Origin of the sequence: Bradyrhizobium sp. ERR14 (assembly GCF_014198235.1) — a bacterium.
Lineage (GTDB): Bacteria > Pseudomonadota > Alphaproteobacteria > Rhizobiales > Xanthobacteraceae > Bradyrhizobium.
The window spans coordinates 351011-365296 of sequence record NZ_JACIHD010000003.1; the positions used below are offsets into that span (position 1 = coordinate 351011).

The 14286-nt window shown below is 66.3% G+C and carries 10 protein-coding genes; 4 read left to right on the forward strand and 6 right to left on the reverse strand.

From position 1 onward, the window contains the following. Nucleotides 1-135 precede the first annotated feature (135 nt). The 4 genes from addB to GGD62_RS11445 all read left to right on the forward strand — a co-directional run bounded on the left by addB (nt 136) and on the right by GGD62_RS11445 (nt 8328). Nucleotides 136-3282 (forward strand): double-strand break repair protein AddB, encoded by a 3147-nt coding sequence (gene addB / locus GGD62_RS11430; RefSeq protein WP_183708533.1) that lies wholly within the window; start codon nt 136-138, stop codon nt 3280-3282. Beyond that, nucleotides 3276-6788 carry a double-strand break repair helicase AddA gene (addA, locus tag GGD62_RS11435; RefSeq protein WP_183708536.1) on the forward strand — a complete coding sequence of 1171 codons (3513 nt, stop codon included), beginning with the start codon at nt 3276-3278 and terminating at the stop codon, nt 6786-6788. Before addB ends, addA begins: the two co-directional genes overlap by 7 nt. A gap of 66 nt (nt 6789-6854) precedes the next feature. Further along, nucleotides 6855-7175 (forward strand): thioredoxin, encoded by a 321-nt coding sequence (trxA, locus tag GGD62_RS11440; protein WP_008540017.1) that lies wholly within the window; start codon nt 6855-6857, stop codon nt 7173-7175. 145 nt (nt 7176-7320) lie between these two features. Then, nucleotides 7321-8328: an ATP-dependent DNA ligase gene (locus tag GGD62_RS11445; protein WP_183708786.1), complete on the forward strand. Its 1008-nt coding sequence runs from the start codon at nt 7321-7323 to the stop codon at nt 8326-8328. A 15-nt stretch (nt 8329-8343) separates the two neighbouring features. Here GGD62_RS11445 and GGD62_RS11450 read toward each other — a convergent pair whose 3' ends face one another. The 6 genes from GGD62_RS11450 to GGD62_RS11475 form a co-directional block, all read right to left on the reverse strand. After that, nucleotides 8344-9084 carry a metallophosphoesterase gene (locus tag GGD62_RS11450; RefSeq protein WP_183708538.1) on the reverse strand — a complete coding sequence of 247 codons (741 nt, stop codon included), beginning with the start codon at nt 9082-9084 and terminating at the stop codon, nt 8344-8346. 7 nt (nt 9085-9091) lie between these two features. Next, nucleotides 9092-10435 carry a folylpolyglutamate synthase/dihydrofolate synthase family protein gene (locus GGD62_RS11455; protein WP_183708540.1) on the reverse strand — a complete coding sequence of 448 codons (1344 nt, stop codon included), beginning with the start codon at nt 10433-10435 and terminating at the stop codon, nt 9092-9094. Then, the gene (gene accD, locus GGD62_RS11460; protein ID WP_018323424.1) at nt 10432-11373 is read right to left on the reverse strand and encodes an acetyl-CoA carboxylase, carboxyltransferase subunit beta; all 942 of its coding nucleotides are present in this window, start codon (nt 11371-11373) and stop codon (nt 10432-10434) included. Before accD ends, GGD62_RS11455 begins: the two co-directional genes overlap by 4 nt. Before the next feature lie 174 nt (nt 11374-11547). Further along, on the reverse strand, nt 11548-12384 hold the full coding sequence (gene trpA, locus GGD62_RS11465; RefSeq protein ID WP_183238325.1) for a tryptophan synthase subunit alpha: 837 nt from the start codon (nt 12382-12384) through the stop codon (nt 11548-11550). Next, nucleotides 12381-13595 carry a tryptophan synthase subunit beta gene (gene trpB, locus GGD62_RS11470; RefSeq protein ID WP_179732581.1) on the reverse strand — a complete coding sequence of 405 codons (1215 nt, stop codon included), beginning with the start codon at nt 13593-13595 and terminating at the stop codon, nt 12381-12383. The genes trpA and trpB overlap by 4 nt, the downstream gene beginning before the upstream one ends. Beyond that, nucleotides 13592-14275 carry a phosphoribosylanthranilate isomerase gene (locus GGD62_RS11475; RefSeq protein ID WP_183238323.1) on the reverse strand — a complete coding sequence of 228 codons (684 nt, stop codon included), beginning with the start codon at nt 14273-14275 and terminating at the stop codon, nt 13592-13594. The genes trpB and GGD62_RS11475 overlap by 4 nt, the downstream gene beginning before the upstream one ends. Nucleotides 14276-14286: the final 11 nt, after the last annotated feature.

The following is a 14286-nucleotide window of genomic DNA, read 5'->3' on the forward strand; positions in this document are numbered from 1 at the left end:
ACGGCGCTGTCGCGCCTTTGCCCACCCTACGGCACCTGTTCTAGTCCCGACGAACAACGGGGACGATTTCGCCCCGCCCCATGACCATTTGACCCCGCCTCCCTATATTGCCTGATCCTTCGAATCAGGCAGCTCATGCGCGTCTTCAGCGTCCCCCTCTCAGTTCCATTCCTGCGCACGATCGTCGCGAGCCTGCTCGAGGGACGACTGGTCGAGGGATTCGAGGCGCGCAAGGAACCGGCGCGTCTGGCGGATGCGACGCTATACCTCCCGACACGGCGCGCGATGCGCGTGGTGCGCGAGATCTTCCTCGACGAGATGAAGGCGGACGCCGTGGTGCTGCCGCGCATCGTCGCGCTCGGCGACATCGACGAGGATGAGCTCGCCTTCGCCGACGAGGGCGAGCAGTTCTCCGGCGCGACGCCGCTCGACATTCCGCCGCGGCTCGGCGAGCTCGAACGACGGCTGACGCTGGCGCAACTGGTCGCGGCCTGGGCCAAGGGCCCGGTGCTGTCGCCGCTGGTGGTCGGCGGGCCCGCTTCGACGCTGGCGCTCGCCGGCGACCTCGCGCGTCTGATCGACGACATGGTGACGCGCGGCGTCGACTGGAGCGCGCTCGACGGTCTCGTACCCGACAACCTCGACCGCTACTGGCAGCACTCGCTCGAATTTTTGCGGATCGCACGCATCGCCTGGCCCGGTCATCTCACCGAGATCAACCGGATTGAACCCGCAGCCCGGCGCGATCTCCTGATCGCGGCGGAAGCCAAGCGCCTGACCGCACATCCCCATGGGCCCGTGATCGCAGCGGGCTCGACCGGCTCGATGCCGGCCACCGCGAAATTCCTGCACGCAGTCGCCTCGTTGCCGCATGGCGCAGTGGTGCTGCCGGGCCTCGACACCGATCTCGACGACGACGCCTGGCGCAGCATCGGCGGCGTGCGCGACTCGCTCGGCAAGTTCGCGGAGCATCCGGCGTCGAACCATCCGCAATACGCGATGAACGCACTGCTGGATCGCTTTGGCATCAAGCGCAGCGACGTCGAGATCCTCCAGCCGCCGGCGGACGGCGGCCGCGATCTGCTCGCATCGGAATCGATGCGGCCGTCGGCCAAGACGGAAGTCTGGCACGATCGGCTGAAGCAGCCGGACGTCGCGGCGAAGATCGCCGGTGGCATGAAGAATCTCGCTGTCGTCGAAGCACCCAACCCTGAGATGGAAGCGCTCGCCATTGCCATCGCGATGCGCGAGGCGCGGCATCTCGACAAATCGGCAGCGCTGGTCACGCCGGACCGCGCGCTGGCGCGGCGGGTGATGGCCGCGCTGACCCGATGGGATCTCGCCTTCGATGATTCCGGCGGCGACGTGCTGATGGAAACGTCCGCCGGCGTCTTTGCACGTCTCACCGCGGAAGCGGCGACCAAGGGACTGGAGCCACCGACGCTGCTGGCGATGCTGAAGCATCCGCTGTGCCGGCTCGGCCGGCTGCCTGGCGCATGGAAGGCGGCGATCGAAGATCTCGAGCTTGCAGTCCTGCGCGGCACGCGCCCGCCTGCGGGCACCGGCGGCCTGCTGCGCGAATTCAACCGCTTTCGCGACGAGCTGACAAAGCTGTGGCGCAGCGAGGTCTCCGCGCTTCACAAGGCCGAGCCCCGTGCGCGTCTCAAGGCCGAAAATATCGACCGCATCCAGACGCTGATCGACACCTTGCAGAAGGCGCTGGCGCCGATCGAGAATCTGGTGTCGGCCAAGCCATATGACTTTGCCGAACTCGCGCACCGGCATCGCGAGATCATGATCGAGCTGTCGCGCGACGAGCAGGGCATCCCGCTGGCCTTCGAGGAGCGCGAAGGCCTCGCGCTCGCCGGCGCCTTCGACGATCTCCTGCGCGGCGGCACGATCAGCGGACTGATGGTGACGCTGCCTGATTATGCCGACGTCTTCCAGACCGCTTTCAGCGATCGCGCCGTGAGGCGGCGAGACAAGCCGGGCGCGCGGCTGCAGATCTACGGCCCGCTGGAATCGCGCCTGATGCAGGCTGACCGCATCATCGTCGGCGGCCTGATCGAAGGCGTCTGGCCACCGGCTCCGCGCATCGACCCCTGGCTCAGCCGGCCGATGCGGCACGAGCTCGGTCTCGATCTGCCGGAGCGCCGCATCGGCCTCTCCGCCCACGATTTTGCTCAGCTGCTCGGCGGCGACGAGGTGATCCTCACCCATTCCGCCAAGGCCGGCGGCGCACCTGCGGTGGCTTCGCGCTTCCTTCATCGGCTGGAGGCGGTTGCGGGCGATGATCATTGGAAGGCGGCCGTTCGCGCCGGCGAAAAATATGTGCAGTTCGCGGGCGCGCTGGACCAGCCGGACGAGGTCAGGCCGATCAAGCAGCCCGAGCCGCGGCCTCCGCGGGCGACGCGACCGCTCAGGATGTCGGTGACCGCGATCGAAGACTGGCTGCGCGATCCCTACACGATCTACGCAAAACACATTTTGCGGCTCGATGCGCTCGATCCCGTTGACATGCCGCTGTCGGCCGCCGACCGCGGCTCGGCGATCCACGATGCGATCGGCGAGTTCACCGAAAGCTATGCCGCGCGTCTGCCCGACGATCCCGCGCGCGTGTTGCGCACGATTGGTGAGAAATATTTCGCGCCCCTGATGGAGCGACCCGAGGCGCGGGCGCTGTGGTGGCCGCGCTTCCAGCGCATCGCCCGCTGGTTCGGCGAATGGGAGACGGCGCGGCGCGACGCGATCGAGGCCATCGTCGCGGAGACGCGCGGCGAGATCACGATCAGGCTCGACAATGAGCGCAGCTTCCGTCTCTCCGCGCGCGCCGACCGCATCGAGCGTCGCCAGGGCGGCGGATACGCCATCCTCGACTACAAGACCGGGCAGCCGCCTAGCGACAAGCAGGTGCGCTTGGGCCTGTCACCGCAGCTCACATTGGAGGCCGCGATCCTGCGCGAGGGCGGCTTTTCCGACATCGACGCGGGCGCTTCGGTGAGCCAGCTCATTTATGTCCGGCTCAGCGGCAACAATCCGGCGGGCGAGGAGCGCATCATCCAGCTCAAAGTGAACAAGAGTGACGAGCCAATCCCGCCGGACACCGCAGCCGCCGAAGCGCGGGCCAAGCTTGAAGCCCTGATCCGCGCCTTCGAGGACGAGAACCAGCCCTACACCTCGCTGAACCTGCCGATGTGGTCCAACCGCTACGGCACCTATGACGATCTCGCCCGGATCAAGGAATGGTCTGCGGCCGGCGGTTTGGGGATCGAGGAATGGTGAAGCTGCCTCGCCCCATTCCCGACGAGGTGCGCGCGCGGCAGGCACGCGCGTCCGATCCGACTGCATCGGCGTTCGTGTCGGCCAATGCCGGCTCGGGCAAGACCCATGTGCTGGTGCAGCGGGTGATCCGCCTGCTGCTGTCGGGCGTGCCCCCGGAAAAGATCCTCTGCATCACCTTTACCAAAGCCGCCGCCGCCAACATGGCCGAGCGCGTGTTCACCACGCTCGGTCACTGGGTGACGCTGGATGATACCGGGCTCGACGCAGCGATCCGCGCTGTCGGCATCCCGCATCCCAGCGCGAAAATTCGGCGCGACGCGCGAAAACTGTTCGCCTGCGCGCTGGAGACGCCGGGCGGGCTGAAGGTGCAGACCATTCACGCGCTGTGCACGCGCCTGCTCCAGCAGTTTCCGTTCGAGGCCAACGTTCCCGCGCGCTTTGCCGTTATCGACGAGCGCGACCAGACCGACATGATGGAACGCGCCAATCTCAAGGTGCTGCTGGAGGCCGCGCGCGATCCCGAGAGCGTCACCGGCCGCGCATTGCTGACCGCAATGGCCAGCGCCGCCGACGTCACCTTCAAGGAGGTCGTGCGCGAGGCGTGCCTGAGCCGCGATCACTTCATGGCCTGGACGGATGAGGCCGGCAACGCCGAAGCCGCGGCGACGCAGATGGCGTCGGCGCTGGGCGTCGATGCGAGCGACCGCATCGAGGACGCCGAGACCGAGATTCTCGATGGACCCTATCTGCCGCGATCGCGCTGGGACGACATCGCCTTTGCGCTTGATGATGGGAACAAGACCGAGAAGGATCAAGCCGATTGCTTGCGGTCAGCAAATGCGTTCTCGGGAAGCGCGCAAGTTGATGCCTATCTGGGCGTTTTCCTGACCGATGAAAAGAAGCAACCGCGCAAGACGTTGTTGACCAAGCAATTTTGCAAGGATCATCCATCTGTCGCTCATCTGTTCGATAACGAGGCGCAACGACTCGAACCGCTGATCGAGAGGCGGCGCGCAGTGACCATGCGCGACCGCACTGCGGCGCTGTTGCATATCGCAACCGCCGCGGCCGCGAACTACCGCCGCGAGAAGCAGGAGCGCGGCCTGCTCGACTACGACGATCTCATCGACAAGACGCTCGCGATGCTGGACCGCGTCTCCTCGGGCTGGGTGCACTACAAGCTCGACCGCGGCGTCGATCACGTGCTGATCGACGAAGCCCAGGACACTAGCCCGCGGCAATGGGACATCGTCGCGCACATCATCTCCGAATTCACCGCCGGCGAAGGCGCGCGCGAGGGGCTGAACCGCACGGTGTTCGCGGTCGGCGACGAGAAGCAGTCGATCTTCTCGTTCCAGGGCGCGGCCCCGCACGAATTCGATGCGCGCCGGCGAGAGCTGCACCGCAAGTTCACCGCCGCCGGGCTGAAGTTCGACCCCGTGGCCTTCACCTATTCGTTCCGCTCGGGCGCCGCGATCCTGCACTCGGTCGACCACGTCTTCCGCGAGCAGGAGATCTACAAGAGCATCCATTCGGTCGAGATCGGCCATCCCCTGCACAACGCGCTCGCCGATGCCGGTCCGAGCGTGATCGAGCTGTGGGATCTGGCTGTCGCCGACGACCGCCAGGAGATCGAAGGCTGGCGCGCGCCGTTCGACGGCGTCGCTGTCACCAGCCCAGAAGTCAAGCTGGCGCGCCGCATCCAGGCCGAGATCAAGCGGCTGGTCGAGAGTGGCACGCTGACCGGGCACGAAGGCGAGCGCCGACCGCTGCGCTATGGCGACATGCTGATCCTGGTGCGCCGCCGCGGCAATGCCTTCGATGCCGTGATCCAGGCGCTGAAGCACGCTGGCGTTCCGGTGGCCGGCGCCGACAGGCTCAAGCTGACCGAGCACATCGCGATCATCGACCTGATGAACCTCGCTGATGCCCTACTGCTGCCGCAGGACGATCTCGCGCTGGCGGTGGCGCTGAAGAGCCCGCTGTTCGGTCTCGATGACGACGATCTGTTCCAGCTTGCCCACGACCGCAAGGGATCGCTGCGCCGCGCACTCGGCGAGCATGCGAAGGGAAGCGAGAAGTTTGCGGCCGTGCTGCGGCGTCTGGAAGCCTGCGAGATTCGCGCGCGCGAGGAAACGCCGTTTGCCTTCTACGCCTGGCTGTTAGGGGGCGACGACGGACGTGCGCGCATCCTGCGCCGGCTCGGCTTTGAAGCCAACGACGCGCTCGACGAATTCCTGGAGCTGGCGCTGAGCTGTGAGCGCAAGGCGCCGGCATCGCTGCAAGGCTTCATGGCCTGGCTGCGCTCGGCCGACACCGAGGTGAAGCGCGACATGGAGATCTCGCGCGACGAGGTGCGGGTCATGACGGTGCACGGCGCCAAGGGCCTGGAGGCCTCGGTCGTGTTCATGGTCGACACCACGTCGTCGCCCGCGGATTCGCAGCGGGTCCGGCTGATCCACGTGCCGCGCGGCAATGGCGGCGAGGTCGTGGTCTGGGCCGGTCGCAAGGCCGACGACCCCAAGCCTGTCGCCGACGCGCGCAAGGCCATGCTCGAGGAAACCGAGGACGAATATCGCCGCCTGCTTTATGTCGCGATGACACGCGCGGCCGACCGGCTAATCGTCGGCGGCTGCATGCCCGGCAACATGAAGACGGTCCGCAAGCTCAGCTGGTACGACCTGGTCGAAACCGGGCTCGCCGGCTCGGGCTTGGACAAGCAGACGATCGAGACGCCGCTCGGCAAGGTGACCCGATTCGCCCGGCCGGAGGATGTCGCGGCGCTGGGTATCCCAGCGGCGGCCGTGGACCAGACGGTCGCGCTGCCCGCCTGGCTGCGAACCCCGGCGCCGCGCGAGACCGTTGACAACGATCTGGTGCGTCCGTCCGGCCAGTCAGCTGAGGAAGGCCGCAGCGTGCGGACAGGCGAATCGGTGCAATCGCGCGCGCTGGCACTGCAGCGCGGCACGCTGGTGCACCGGCTGCTGCAATCCCTACCTGACATTGCCGCGGAGCGCCGGCGCGAGGCCGCGCTCGGCTTCATGGCGCGCAATGCCTCCGACTGGACCGAGGCCGACCGCGCCGCGTTGGCCGACAAGGTGCTGGCTTTGATCACTGAACCGCGCTTTGCGCCGGTGTTTGCCGCCGGCAGCCGGGCGGAGGTCGCCATCGCCGGCCGGCTGGAGCGGCCGGGCCGTACTCCGGCATTGGTGTCGGGGCAGATCGACCGGCTGGTCGTTCGTCCGGAGGAGGTTTTGATCGTCGATTTCAAGACCAACCAGGCGGCGCCCAGGAACGCGGCCGCAGCGCCCGCCGCCTATGTCCGGCAGCTTGCGCTGTACCGGGCGGTGCTGGCACAGCTTTATCCCCAAAAGCCCATCCGCGCCGTCCTGCTCTGGACAGAGGCCCTTGAATATATGGAGATTTCAGCCCCCGCGCTGGACGCGGCGCTGGCATCCCTTCATCTCGGTGTGAGCGTCCTTGACCCGGCAAGGAGCCGTTCATAGGTTGACCCCATGATCCCGGGCGCGATTCCAGGTCGCGCCGCTTCTTTCAACGAGTGAGGTACTCCAATGGCCGTTAGCAAGGTTTCCGACGCCGATTTCGAAGCCGAAGTGCTCAAGGCGAACGGCCCCGTGGTCGTCGATTTCTGGGCCGAGTGGTGCGGCCCCTGCCGCATGATCGCGCCCGCTCTCGACGAGATCGCCGGCGCGATGGGCGACAAGGTCAAGATCGTCAAGCTGAACGTCGATGAGAGCCCGAAGACGGCGTCGAAGTACGGCGTGATGTCGATCCCGACCCTGATGATCTTCAAGGGTGGCGAGATGGCCTCCCGCCAGGTCGGCGCGGCGCCGAAGGCGAAGCTGCAGCAGTGGATCACCTCCGCGGTCTGATCCGCCTCGCACAAGTTTATTTTCGACAACGGCCGGCGAAATGCCGGCCGTTTGCGTTGACGGGACGTGTTCAGCGTATGACGAGTCCCGGCCCTTGCCTGCCCCTCCCGCAAAGCGCGCGCGAAGATCGACCTCTCTCGTTGCCATGGAGGCGCGGTCGGTCGACCAAATTCCACGCGGCGAGGAATGGCAGTACGAGCCGAAATGGGATGGCTTTCGCTGCCTGCTGTCGCGCGACGGCGGCCATGTCGATCTGCGCTCCAAATCCGGCGAGGATCTCGCCCGCTACTTCCCGGAAGTGGTCGCTGCCGCGCTGAAGCTGAAGGCCGACCGCTTCACGCTCGACGGCGAGATCGTCGTACCGCACGGCAAGAGCTTCTCATTCGACGCGCTGCTGCAACGCATTCACCCGGCTGCAAGCCGCGTGACGAAGCTCTCGCAGGAGACACCGGCGCTCTATCTCACCTTCGATCTTCTCGCGACTGCCCGGGAGAAGCAGCTTGCCAGCAAACCGCTCAGCGAACGCCGACCAGTACTGGAGGCTTTTGCGAAGGCTAATCTGAAGGGGAGCCTCTTCCGCCTGTCACCGGCGACGACGAGCTACGCCACCGCGAAAAAATGGCTGGCGCAATCCGGCGGCGGCTCGGACGGCGTCATCGCCAAGCGCGTCGACCTGCCCTATCAGGCCGGCAATCGCGACGGCATGCAGAAGATCAAGAAATTCCGCAGCGCCGATTGCGTCGTCGGCGGCTTCCGCTACGCCACCAACAAGATCGCCGGGCGAAAGGTGGTCGGCTCGCTGCTGCTCGGGCTCTACGACGATGGTGGCTTGCTGCACCATGTCGGCTTCACATCCGCGATCAAGGCAGACCAGAAGCCCGCGCTGACCGACCGGGTGGAGGCGCTGATCGCAGAGCCCGGCTTCACCGGCAACGCGCCGGGCGGGCCGAGCCGCTGGTCCACCGAGCGCTCGGCAATATGGTGTCCGCTCAAACCGAAGCTGGTGATCGAAGTCTGCTACGACCATTTCAGCGGCGAACGCTTCCGCCACGGCACCTCGATTCTGCGCTGGCGCCCCGACAAGGCACCGCGGCAATGCAGCTTCGAGCAGTTGAAGCAGAAGGCCGCGGATCCGATGAAGCTGCTGAAGTGAGCAGCCCGTGCCGTCTTAATTGATCCATCCCGTCGCCAGCGCGTTCGCCAGCTCCGGCTGGCCGTTGCGGCGCGCAAGCGCCGCCATGGCATCGTGATCATACGCGACGTGGCGGAACGTCACCTGCCAGGCACCATTAGCCAGTTCGAGAAACGCATAACGCGCATGCGGCGTGCCGGCTTCCACGACATGCGGATACGGATGCTTGTCGCGAAAGCCGGGACTGCCGACGCTGCCAGGATTGACGATCAGCCGGCCTTCGCGAAGTCGTACCGCGCGGGCGAGATGGGTGTGGGCGCAGAGGATCAGGGACTGGCTGACGCCCTGTGCGAATTGCTCGATCCGGTCGAGCGGCGACAGCGCCACCGTGCCGTCGGGATGCACGGTGTCGAGCCAATAGACTTCGTCGTTCTCGGGCGTCGCGTGGCAGAGGAACACCTGCTCGCGAAACACCCGCGTCATCGGCTGCGCGCGGAGCCAGTCCAGTTGCGCGGCGTTGAGCGCTGCGTGGGCGGGACGATCCCACGAGCCCATTTTCTCCGGCGGACGATCCAGCAGGTAGCGGTCGTGATTGCCGAGCACGTGCACGGCGTCGAGCTGCATCAGGATCTCGATGGTGCGGCGCGCATCGAGCGGCCCGCTCAGCATGTCGCCGAGATTGACGATGTCAGTGATGCCGTGGGCCCGGATGTCGGCGAGCACCGCCTCCAGCGCGAGATAGTTTCCGTGGACGTCGGCGATGGCGGCAAAGCGCATTGAAGCCTCATGCAGGAGGCGTGCCGTTGATCGCCAGCACGTGGCCGGCCAGATACAGCGAGCCTGATATCAGGATGCGCGGCGGCACCTCATAGGCGAGCTTCGACAGGCCACGCAGTGCGGCTTCGACCCCCGAGACGGTCTCGACGCGCATGCCGAGGCTGCGCGCGGCGTCGGCGAGGCGATCGACCGGCATCGCGTTCTCGGTGTCGGGGATCGGCACCGCAATGATGTGACGGGTGAGGCCGGCGAAATTGGCGAGGAAGCCCTGCGCGTCCTTGTTGGCCATCATGCCGGCGATGACGACCAGCGGTCGCGACACCCGCTCCTCGAGATCGCCGAGCGCGGCGGCCGCGACACGGCCGCCTTCGGCATTGTGCCCGCCATCGAGCCAGATCTCCGAGCCCTGCGGTCCGAGAGCGAGCAGCTCGCCGGAGGTGAGGCGCTGCATCCGCGCCGGCCATTCGGCACCGACGATGCCGGCCTCAAACGCCGCCTGATTGATCCCAAAGTTCGGAATCGCCCGCAGCGTCGCGATCGCAAGGCCGGCATTGTCGAACTGGTGGCGGCCGAACAACCGCGGCGCGGTGAGATCCATCAGGCCGCGATCGTCGGAATAGACCAGGCGGCCGTGCTCGACATTGACGTGCCAGCTCTCGTTCGCCGCAAACAGCGGCGCGCGCATGCGCCTGGCCTGCGCCTCGATCACCGCCATGGCTTCGCCCGCCTGCTCCGCGGAGATCACGGGCACGCCGCGCTTGATGATCGCTGCCTTCTCGCTGGCGATCGCTGTCAGGGTGTCCCCGAGAAAATCCATGTGGTCCATGCTGACGGGCGTGATCACGCAGGCCGCCGGCGTATCGATCACGTTGGTCGAATCGAGCCGGCCGCCGAGGCCGACTTCGAGCAGCACCAATTCGGCCGGGTTCTGTGCGAACAGATGGAAGGCAGCCGCCGTTTTCAGCTCGAACAATGTCGCGGCTTCGCCGGCATTGACGCGCTCGACCTCTTCCAGGGCCGCGCGCAACTCGTCGTCACCGACCAGCACGCCGCCGCCAACGCGGCCGAGCCGGAAGCACTCGTTGATCCTGACGAGATAGGGCGAGGTATAGGCGTGGACGCGCAAGCCCGCGGCCTCCAGCGTCGCGCGCAGGTAGGCGAGTGTCGAGCCCTTGCCGTTGGTGCCGGCGATGTGGATCACCGGCGGCAGCTTGCGTTCGGGGTGGCCGAGCCGTTCGAGCAGGCGGTGCATCCGCTCCAGCCCGAGATCGATGCGCTTCTGATGCAGGACCGACAGCCGCCCGATCAATTCACCGAGCGGCGTCTTCGCGCTGTCAGGGGACGCGTTCACGCGTGCGGCGCAGCCGGCGCCGTCTCGGCGGCCGATACGATCTGTGCCGGGCTGAGTACCGGCTGCATCGGCTTCGACGCGGTCTCCAGCGCCGGCGCCTTGGTCAGCAGGCGGCAGAGCCGCGCCAGGGTCGGACGCAGCTCGTGGCGATGCACGACCATGTCGACCATGCCGTGCTCTTTCAGATATTCGGCGCGCTGAAACCCTTCAGGCAGCTTCTCGCGGATGGTCTGCTCGATCACGCGGGCGCCGGCAAAGCCGATCAGCGCGCCGGGCTCGGCGATCTGCACGTCGCCGAGCATCGCATAGGACGCGGTGACACCGCCGGTGGTCGGGTTGGTCAGCACGACGATATAGGGCTGCTTGGCCTCGCGCAGCATCTGCACCGCGACCGTCGTGCGCGGCATCTGCATCAGCGACAAGATGCCTTCCTGCATGCGTGCGCCGCCGGATGCGGCGAACACGATGAACGGCGACTTCTTCTCGACTGCGAGCTCGAGCCCGCGGACGATGGCTTCGCCCGCGGCCATGCCGAGCGAGCCGCCCATGAAATCGAAATCCTGCACGGCGACGACGACGGCGGAGCCTTCGAGCTTGCCGTAACCGACCTTGATCGCATCATTCAGATTGGTTCGGGCGCGCGCGTCCTTGATGCGGTCGACGTATTTCTTCTCGTCGCGGAACTTGAGCGGATCGGGCGTGACGTCGGGCAGCGCGACGTCGAACCAGGTCTCGTTGTCGAAGATCGACTTCAAGCGCGCCACCGCACCCATGCGCATGTGGTAGTTCGAGCCGGGGATGACGAACTGGTTGGCCTCGACGTCCTTGTAGAACACGAGCTGCCCGGAATCCGGGCACTTGATCCACAGATTCTCCGGCGTCTCCCGCCGCAGCATGTTGCGGATCTTCGGCCGGACCACGTTGGTAAGCCAGTTCATGGTTTGCTCCGATGTGCGATGCCGCCTCGCGGATCGCCTGAAGGGATATATGGCGACCAGGCCGCTGCCCGGCAAGCCGCCGTGTCGTCCGCCTTAGAGCATGATCCGGAAAAGTGTGAAGCGGTTTTCCGACAAGATCATGCTCAAACTCAAGAGCTAAAGCGGAATTATGGCCTATTCCGCCGCCTGCTGCGCGCCCTTGACGCCCTGGGCCAGGGCGGCCGTCAGCTCGGCCACGGCGTTAACGGTTTTGCCGGTCGCCCGTCCCTCGGCGTCGAGGCTGTTCTTGAGCGCATCGACCAGCGCGGTGCCGACCACCGAACCATTGGCCTTCTCGGCAATGGCGCGCGCCGCCTCCGGCGTGCGGATGCCAAAACCAACGCATATCGGCAGCTTGGTATGCCGTTTGATGCGCGCGACGGCTTCACCGACGGCATTCGCGTCCGCCGCCGCTGCACCGGTGATGCCGGCAATCGAGACGTAATAGACAAAGCCGGATGTATTCGCGAGCACCGCCGGGAGGCGCTTGTCGTCGGTGGTCGGGGTCGCCAGGCGAATGAAGTTCAGGCCCGCCTTCAGCGCGGGAATGCAGAGCTCGTCGTCTTCCTCCGGCGGCAAATCGACGATGATGAGACCGTCGACACCGGCCGTCTTGGCGTCAGCCAAAAACTTGTCGACGCCGTAAATGTAGATCGGATTGTAATAGCCCATCAGCACCAGCGGCGTGATGTTGTCGTCCTTGCGGAAGTCGCGCACGAGGTCGAGCGTCTTCTTCAAGGTCATGCCGGCCTTGAGCGCACGCAGACCTGCAGCCTGAATCGACGGGCCATCCGCCATCGGATCGGTGAAGGGAATGCCGAGCTCGATAACGTCGGCGCCTGCCTTGGGCAGCGCCTTGACGATATTGAGTGACGTCGTGAGATCGGGATCGCCGGCCATCACATAGGTGACGAAGGCCGCGCGGCCCTCTTTCTTCAATGCGGCAAAACGGGTGTCGATACGCGTGGTCACTTCTTGCCCCTCAGGATGTCGCCGACCTGCGGGACGTCCTTGTCGCCGCGGCCGGAGAGGTTGACGACCATCAGGTGATCTCTCGGCCGCTTCGGCGCGAGCTCCATCACCTTGGCGATGGCGTGCGCGGGCTCGAGCGCGGGGATGATGCCTTCGAGGCGCGACAGCAGCTGGAACGCGGCGAGCGCCTCGTCATCGGTCGCGGAGAGATAGTTCACACGGCCGATCTCGTGCAGCCAGGAATGCTCGGGGCCGATGCCGGGATAGTCGAGGCCCGCCGAGATCGAATGCGCGTCCTGGATCTGGCCGTCGGCATCCATCAAGAGATAAGTGCGGTTGCCGTGCAGCACGCCGGGACGGCCGCCCGCGATCGACGCCGCATGCAATTGCGTCAGGCCATGGCCCGCGGCTTCGACGCCGAAGATCTCGACGGAGGGATCATCGAGGAACGGGTGAAACAGGCCCATCGCGTTGGAGCCGCCGCCGATGCAGGCGACGAGCGAGTCCGGCAGGCGACCCTCGATCTCCTGCATCTGCGCCTTGGTCTCGTTGCCGATGATCGACTGGAAGTCGCGCACCAGCGTCGGATAGGGATGCGGACCCGCGACCGTGCCGATGCAGTAGAAGGTGTTGTGCACGTTGGTGACCCAGTCGCGCAGCGCCTCGTTCATGGCGTCCTTCAGCGTGCGCGTGCCCGACTGCACCGGGACCACCGTCGCGCCCAGCATCTCCATGCGGATCACGTTGGGCTGCTGCCGCTCGACGTCCACGGCGCCCATATAGACCACGCATTCGAGCCCGAAGCGCGCGCACAGCGTCGCGGTGGCGACACCGTGCTGGCCGGCACCGGTCTCGGCGATGATGCGCTTCTTGCCCATGCGCCGCGCCAGCATGATCTGGCCGAGCACGTTGTTCACCTTGTGCGAGCCGGTGTGGTTGAGCTCTTCGCGCTTCAGGTAAATCTTGGCGCCGCCGAGATGCTCGGTCAGGCGCTCGGCGAAATAGAGCGGCGAGGGCCGGCCGACATAATGCGTGAGGTAGCCGTTCATCTCGGCCTGGAAGGCCGGATCGGCCTTGGCCTCGGTGTAGGCCTTCTCCAGATCGAGGATCAGCGGCATCAGGGTTTCGGCGACGAAGCGGCCGCCGAAGATGCCGAAATGGCCGCGATCGTCAGGACCGCTGCGATAGGAATTGGGTTTGGCGACGTTCATCGAACACTCAACTCTTGGCTGGACTCTTGACGGGGCTCTTGGCTGGCGCGCGCGGCGCGAATGAAGGCCTTGATCATCTCGGGATCCTTGACCCCAGGGGCGCTCTCGACGCCGGAGGAGACGTCGACGCCGCCGGCGCGGGTGACGCGGAGAGCTTCCGCGAGGTTATCGGCATGAAGCCCGCCCGAGACCATGTAGGGCAGCTTCAGGTCGAGGTTTTCGAGCAGGTGCCAGTCGAAGGGCTCCCCGAGGCCGCCGGGCCGGGTCGCATCCTTCGGCGCGCGGGCATCGAACAGGATGCGGTCGGCGATCGCGGCATAGCCGGGCAACACGGCGAGATCCGCCGCGGTTGCGACCGGGACCGCCTTCATCACCGGGCGGCCGAACCGCTGCTTGATGTCGCGCAGCCGCGCCACGCTCTCCTTGCCGTGCAGCTGGAAAAGGTCCGGCGACAGCGCGTCCATGATGTTGTCGAGCGTCGCATCGTCGGCATCGACGGTGAGGGCGACCTTGAGCGCGCGCCCCCTCACCTGGCGGCCGAGGTCGCGGCCGAGCTCCAGGGACAGGTGCCGCGGCGAAGGCGGGAAGAACACGAACCCCACCATATCCGCACCCGCCTCGAGCGCCGTTTGAAGCGTCTCGCGCGTGGACAGGCCGCAGATCTTGACGAGCAGGGACATGGTCTCAAAGC

Bases quoted from the DNA above. Each gene is read 5' to 3' on its own strand.
- addB (WP_183708533.1), top strand. From the start codon at position 136: ATGCGCGTCTTCAGCGTCCCCCTCTCAGTTCCATTCCTGCGCACGATC.
- addA (WP_183708536.1), top strand. From the start codon at position 3,276: ATGGTGAAGCTGCCTCGCCCCATTCCCGACGAGGTGCGCGCGCGGCAG.
- trxA (WP_008540017.1), top strand. From the start codon at position 6,855: ATGGCCGTTAGCAAGGTTTCCGACGCCGATTTCGAAGCCGAAGTGCTC.
- GGD62_RS11445 (WP_183708786.1), top strand. From the start codon at position 7,321: ATGGAGGCGCGGTCGGTCGACCAAATTCCACGCGGCGAGGAATGGCAG.
- GGD62_RS11450 (WP_183708538.1), bottom strand. From the start codon at position 9,084: ATGCGCTTTGCCGCCATCGCCGACGTCCACGGAAACTATCTCGCGCTG.
- accD (WP_018323424.1), bottom strand. From the start codon at position 11,373: ATGAACTGGCTTACCAACGTGGTCCGGCCGAAGATCCGCAACATGCTG.
- trpB (WP_179732581.1), bottom strand. From the start codon at position 13,595: ATGAACGTCGCCAAACCCAATTCCTATCGCAGCGGTCCTGACGATCGC.
- GGD62_RS11475 (WP_183238323.1), bottom strand. From the start codon at position 14,275: ATGTCCCTGCTCGTCAAGATCTGCGGCCTGTCCACGCGCGAGACGCTT.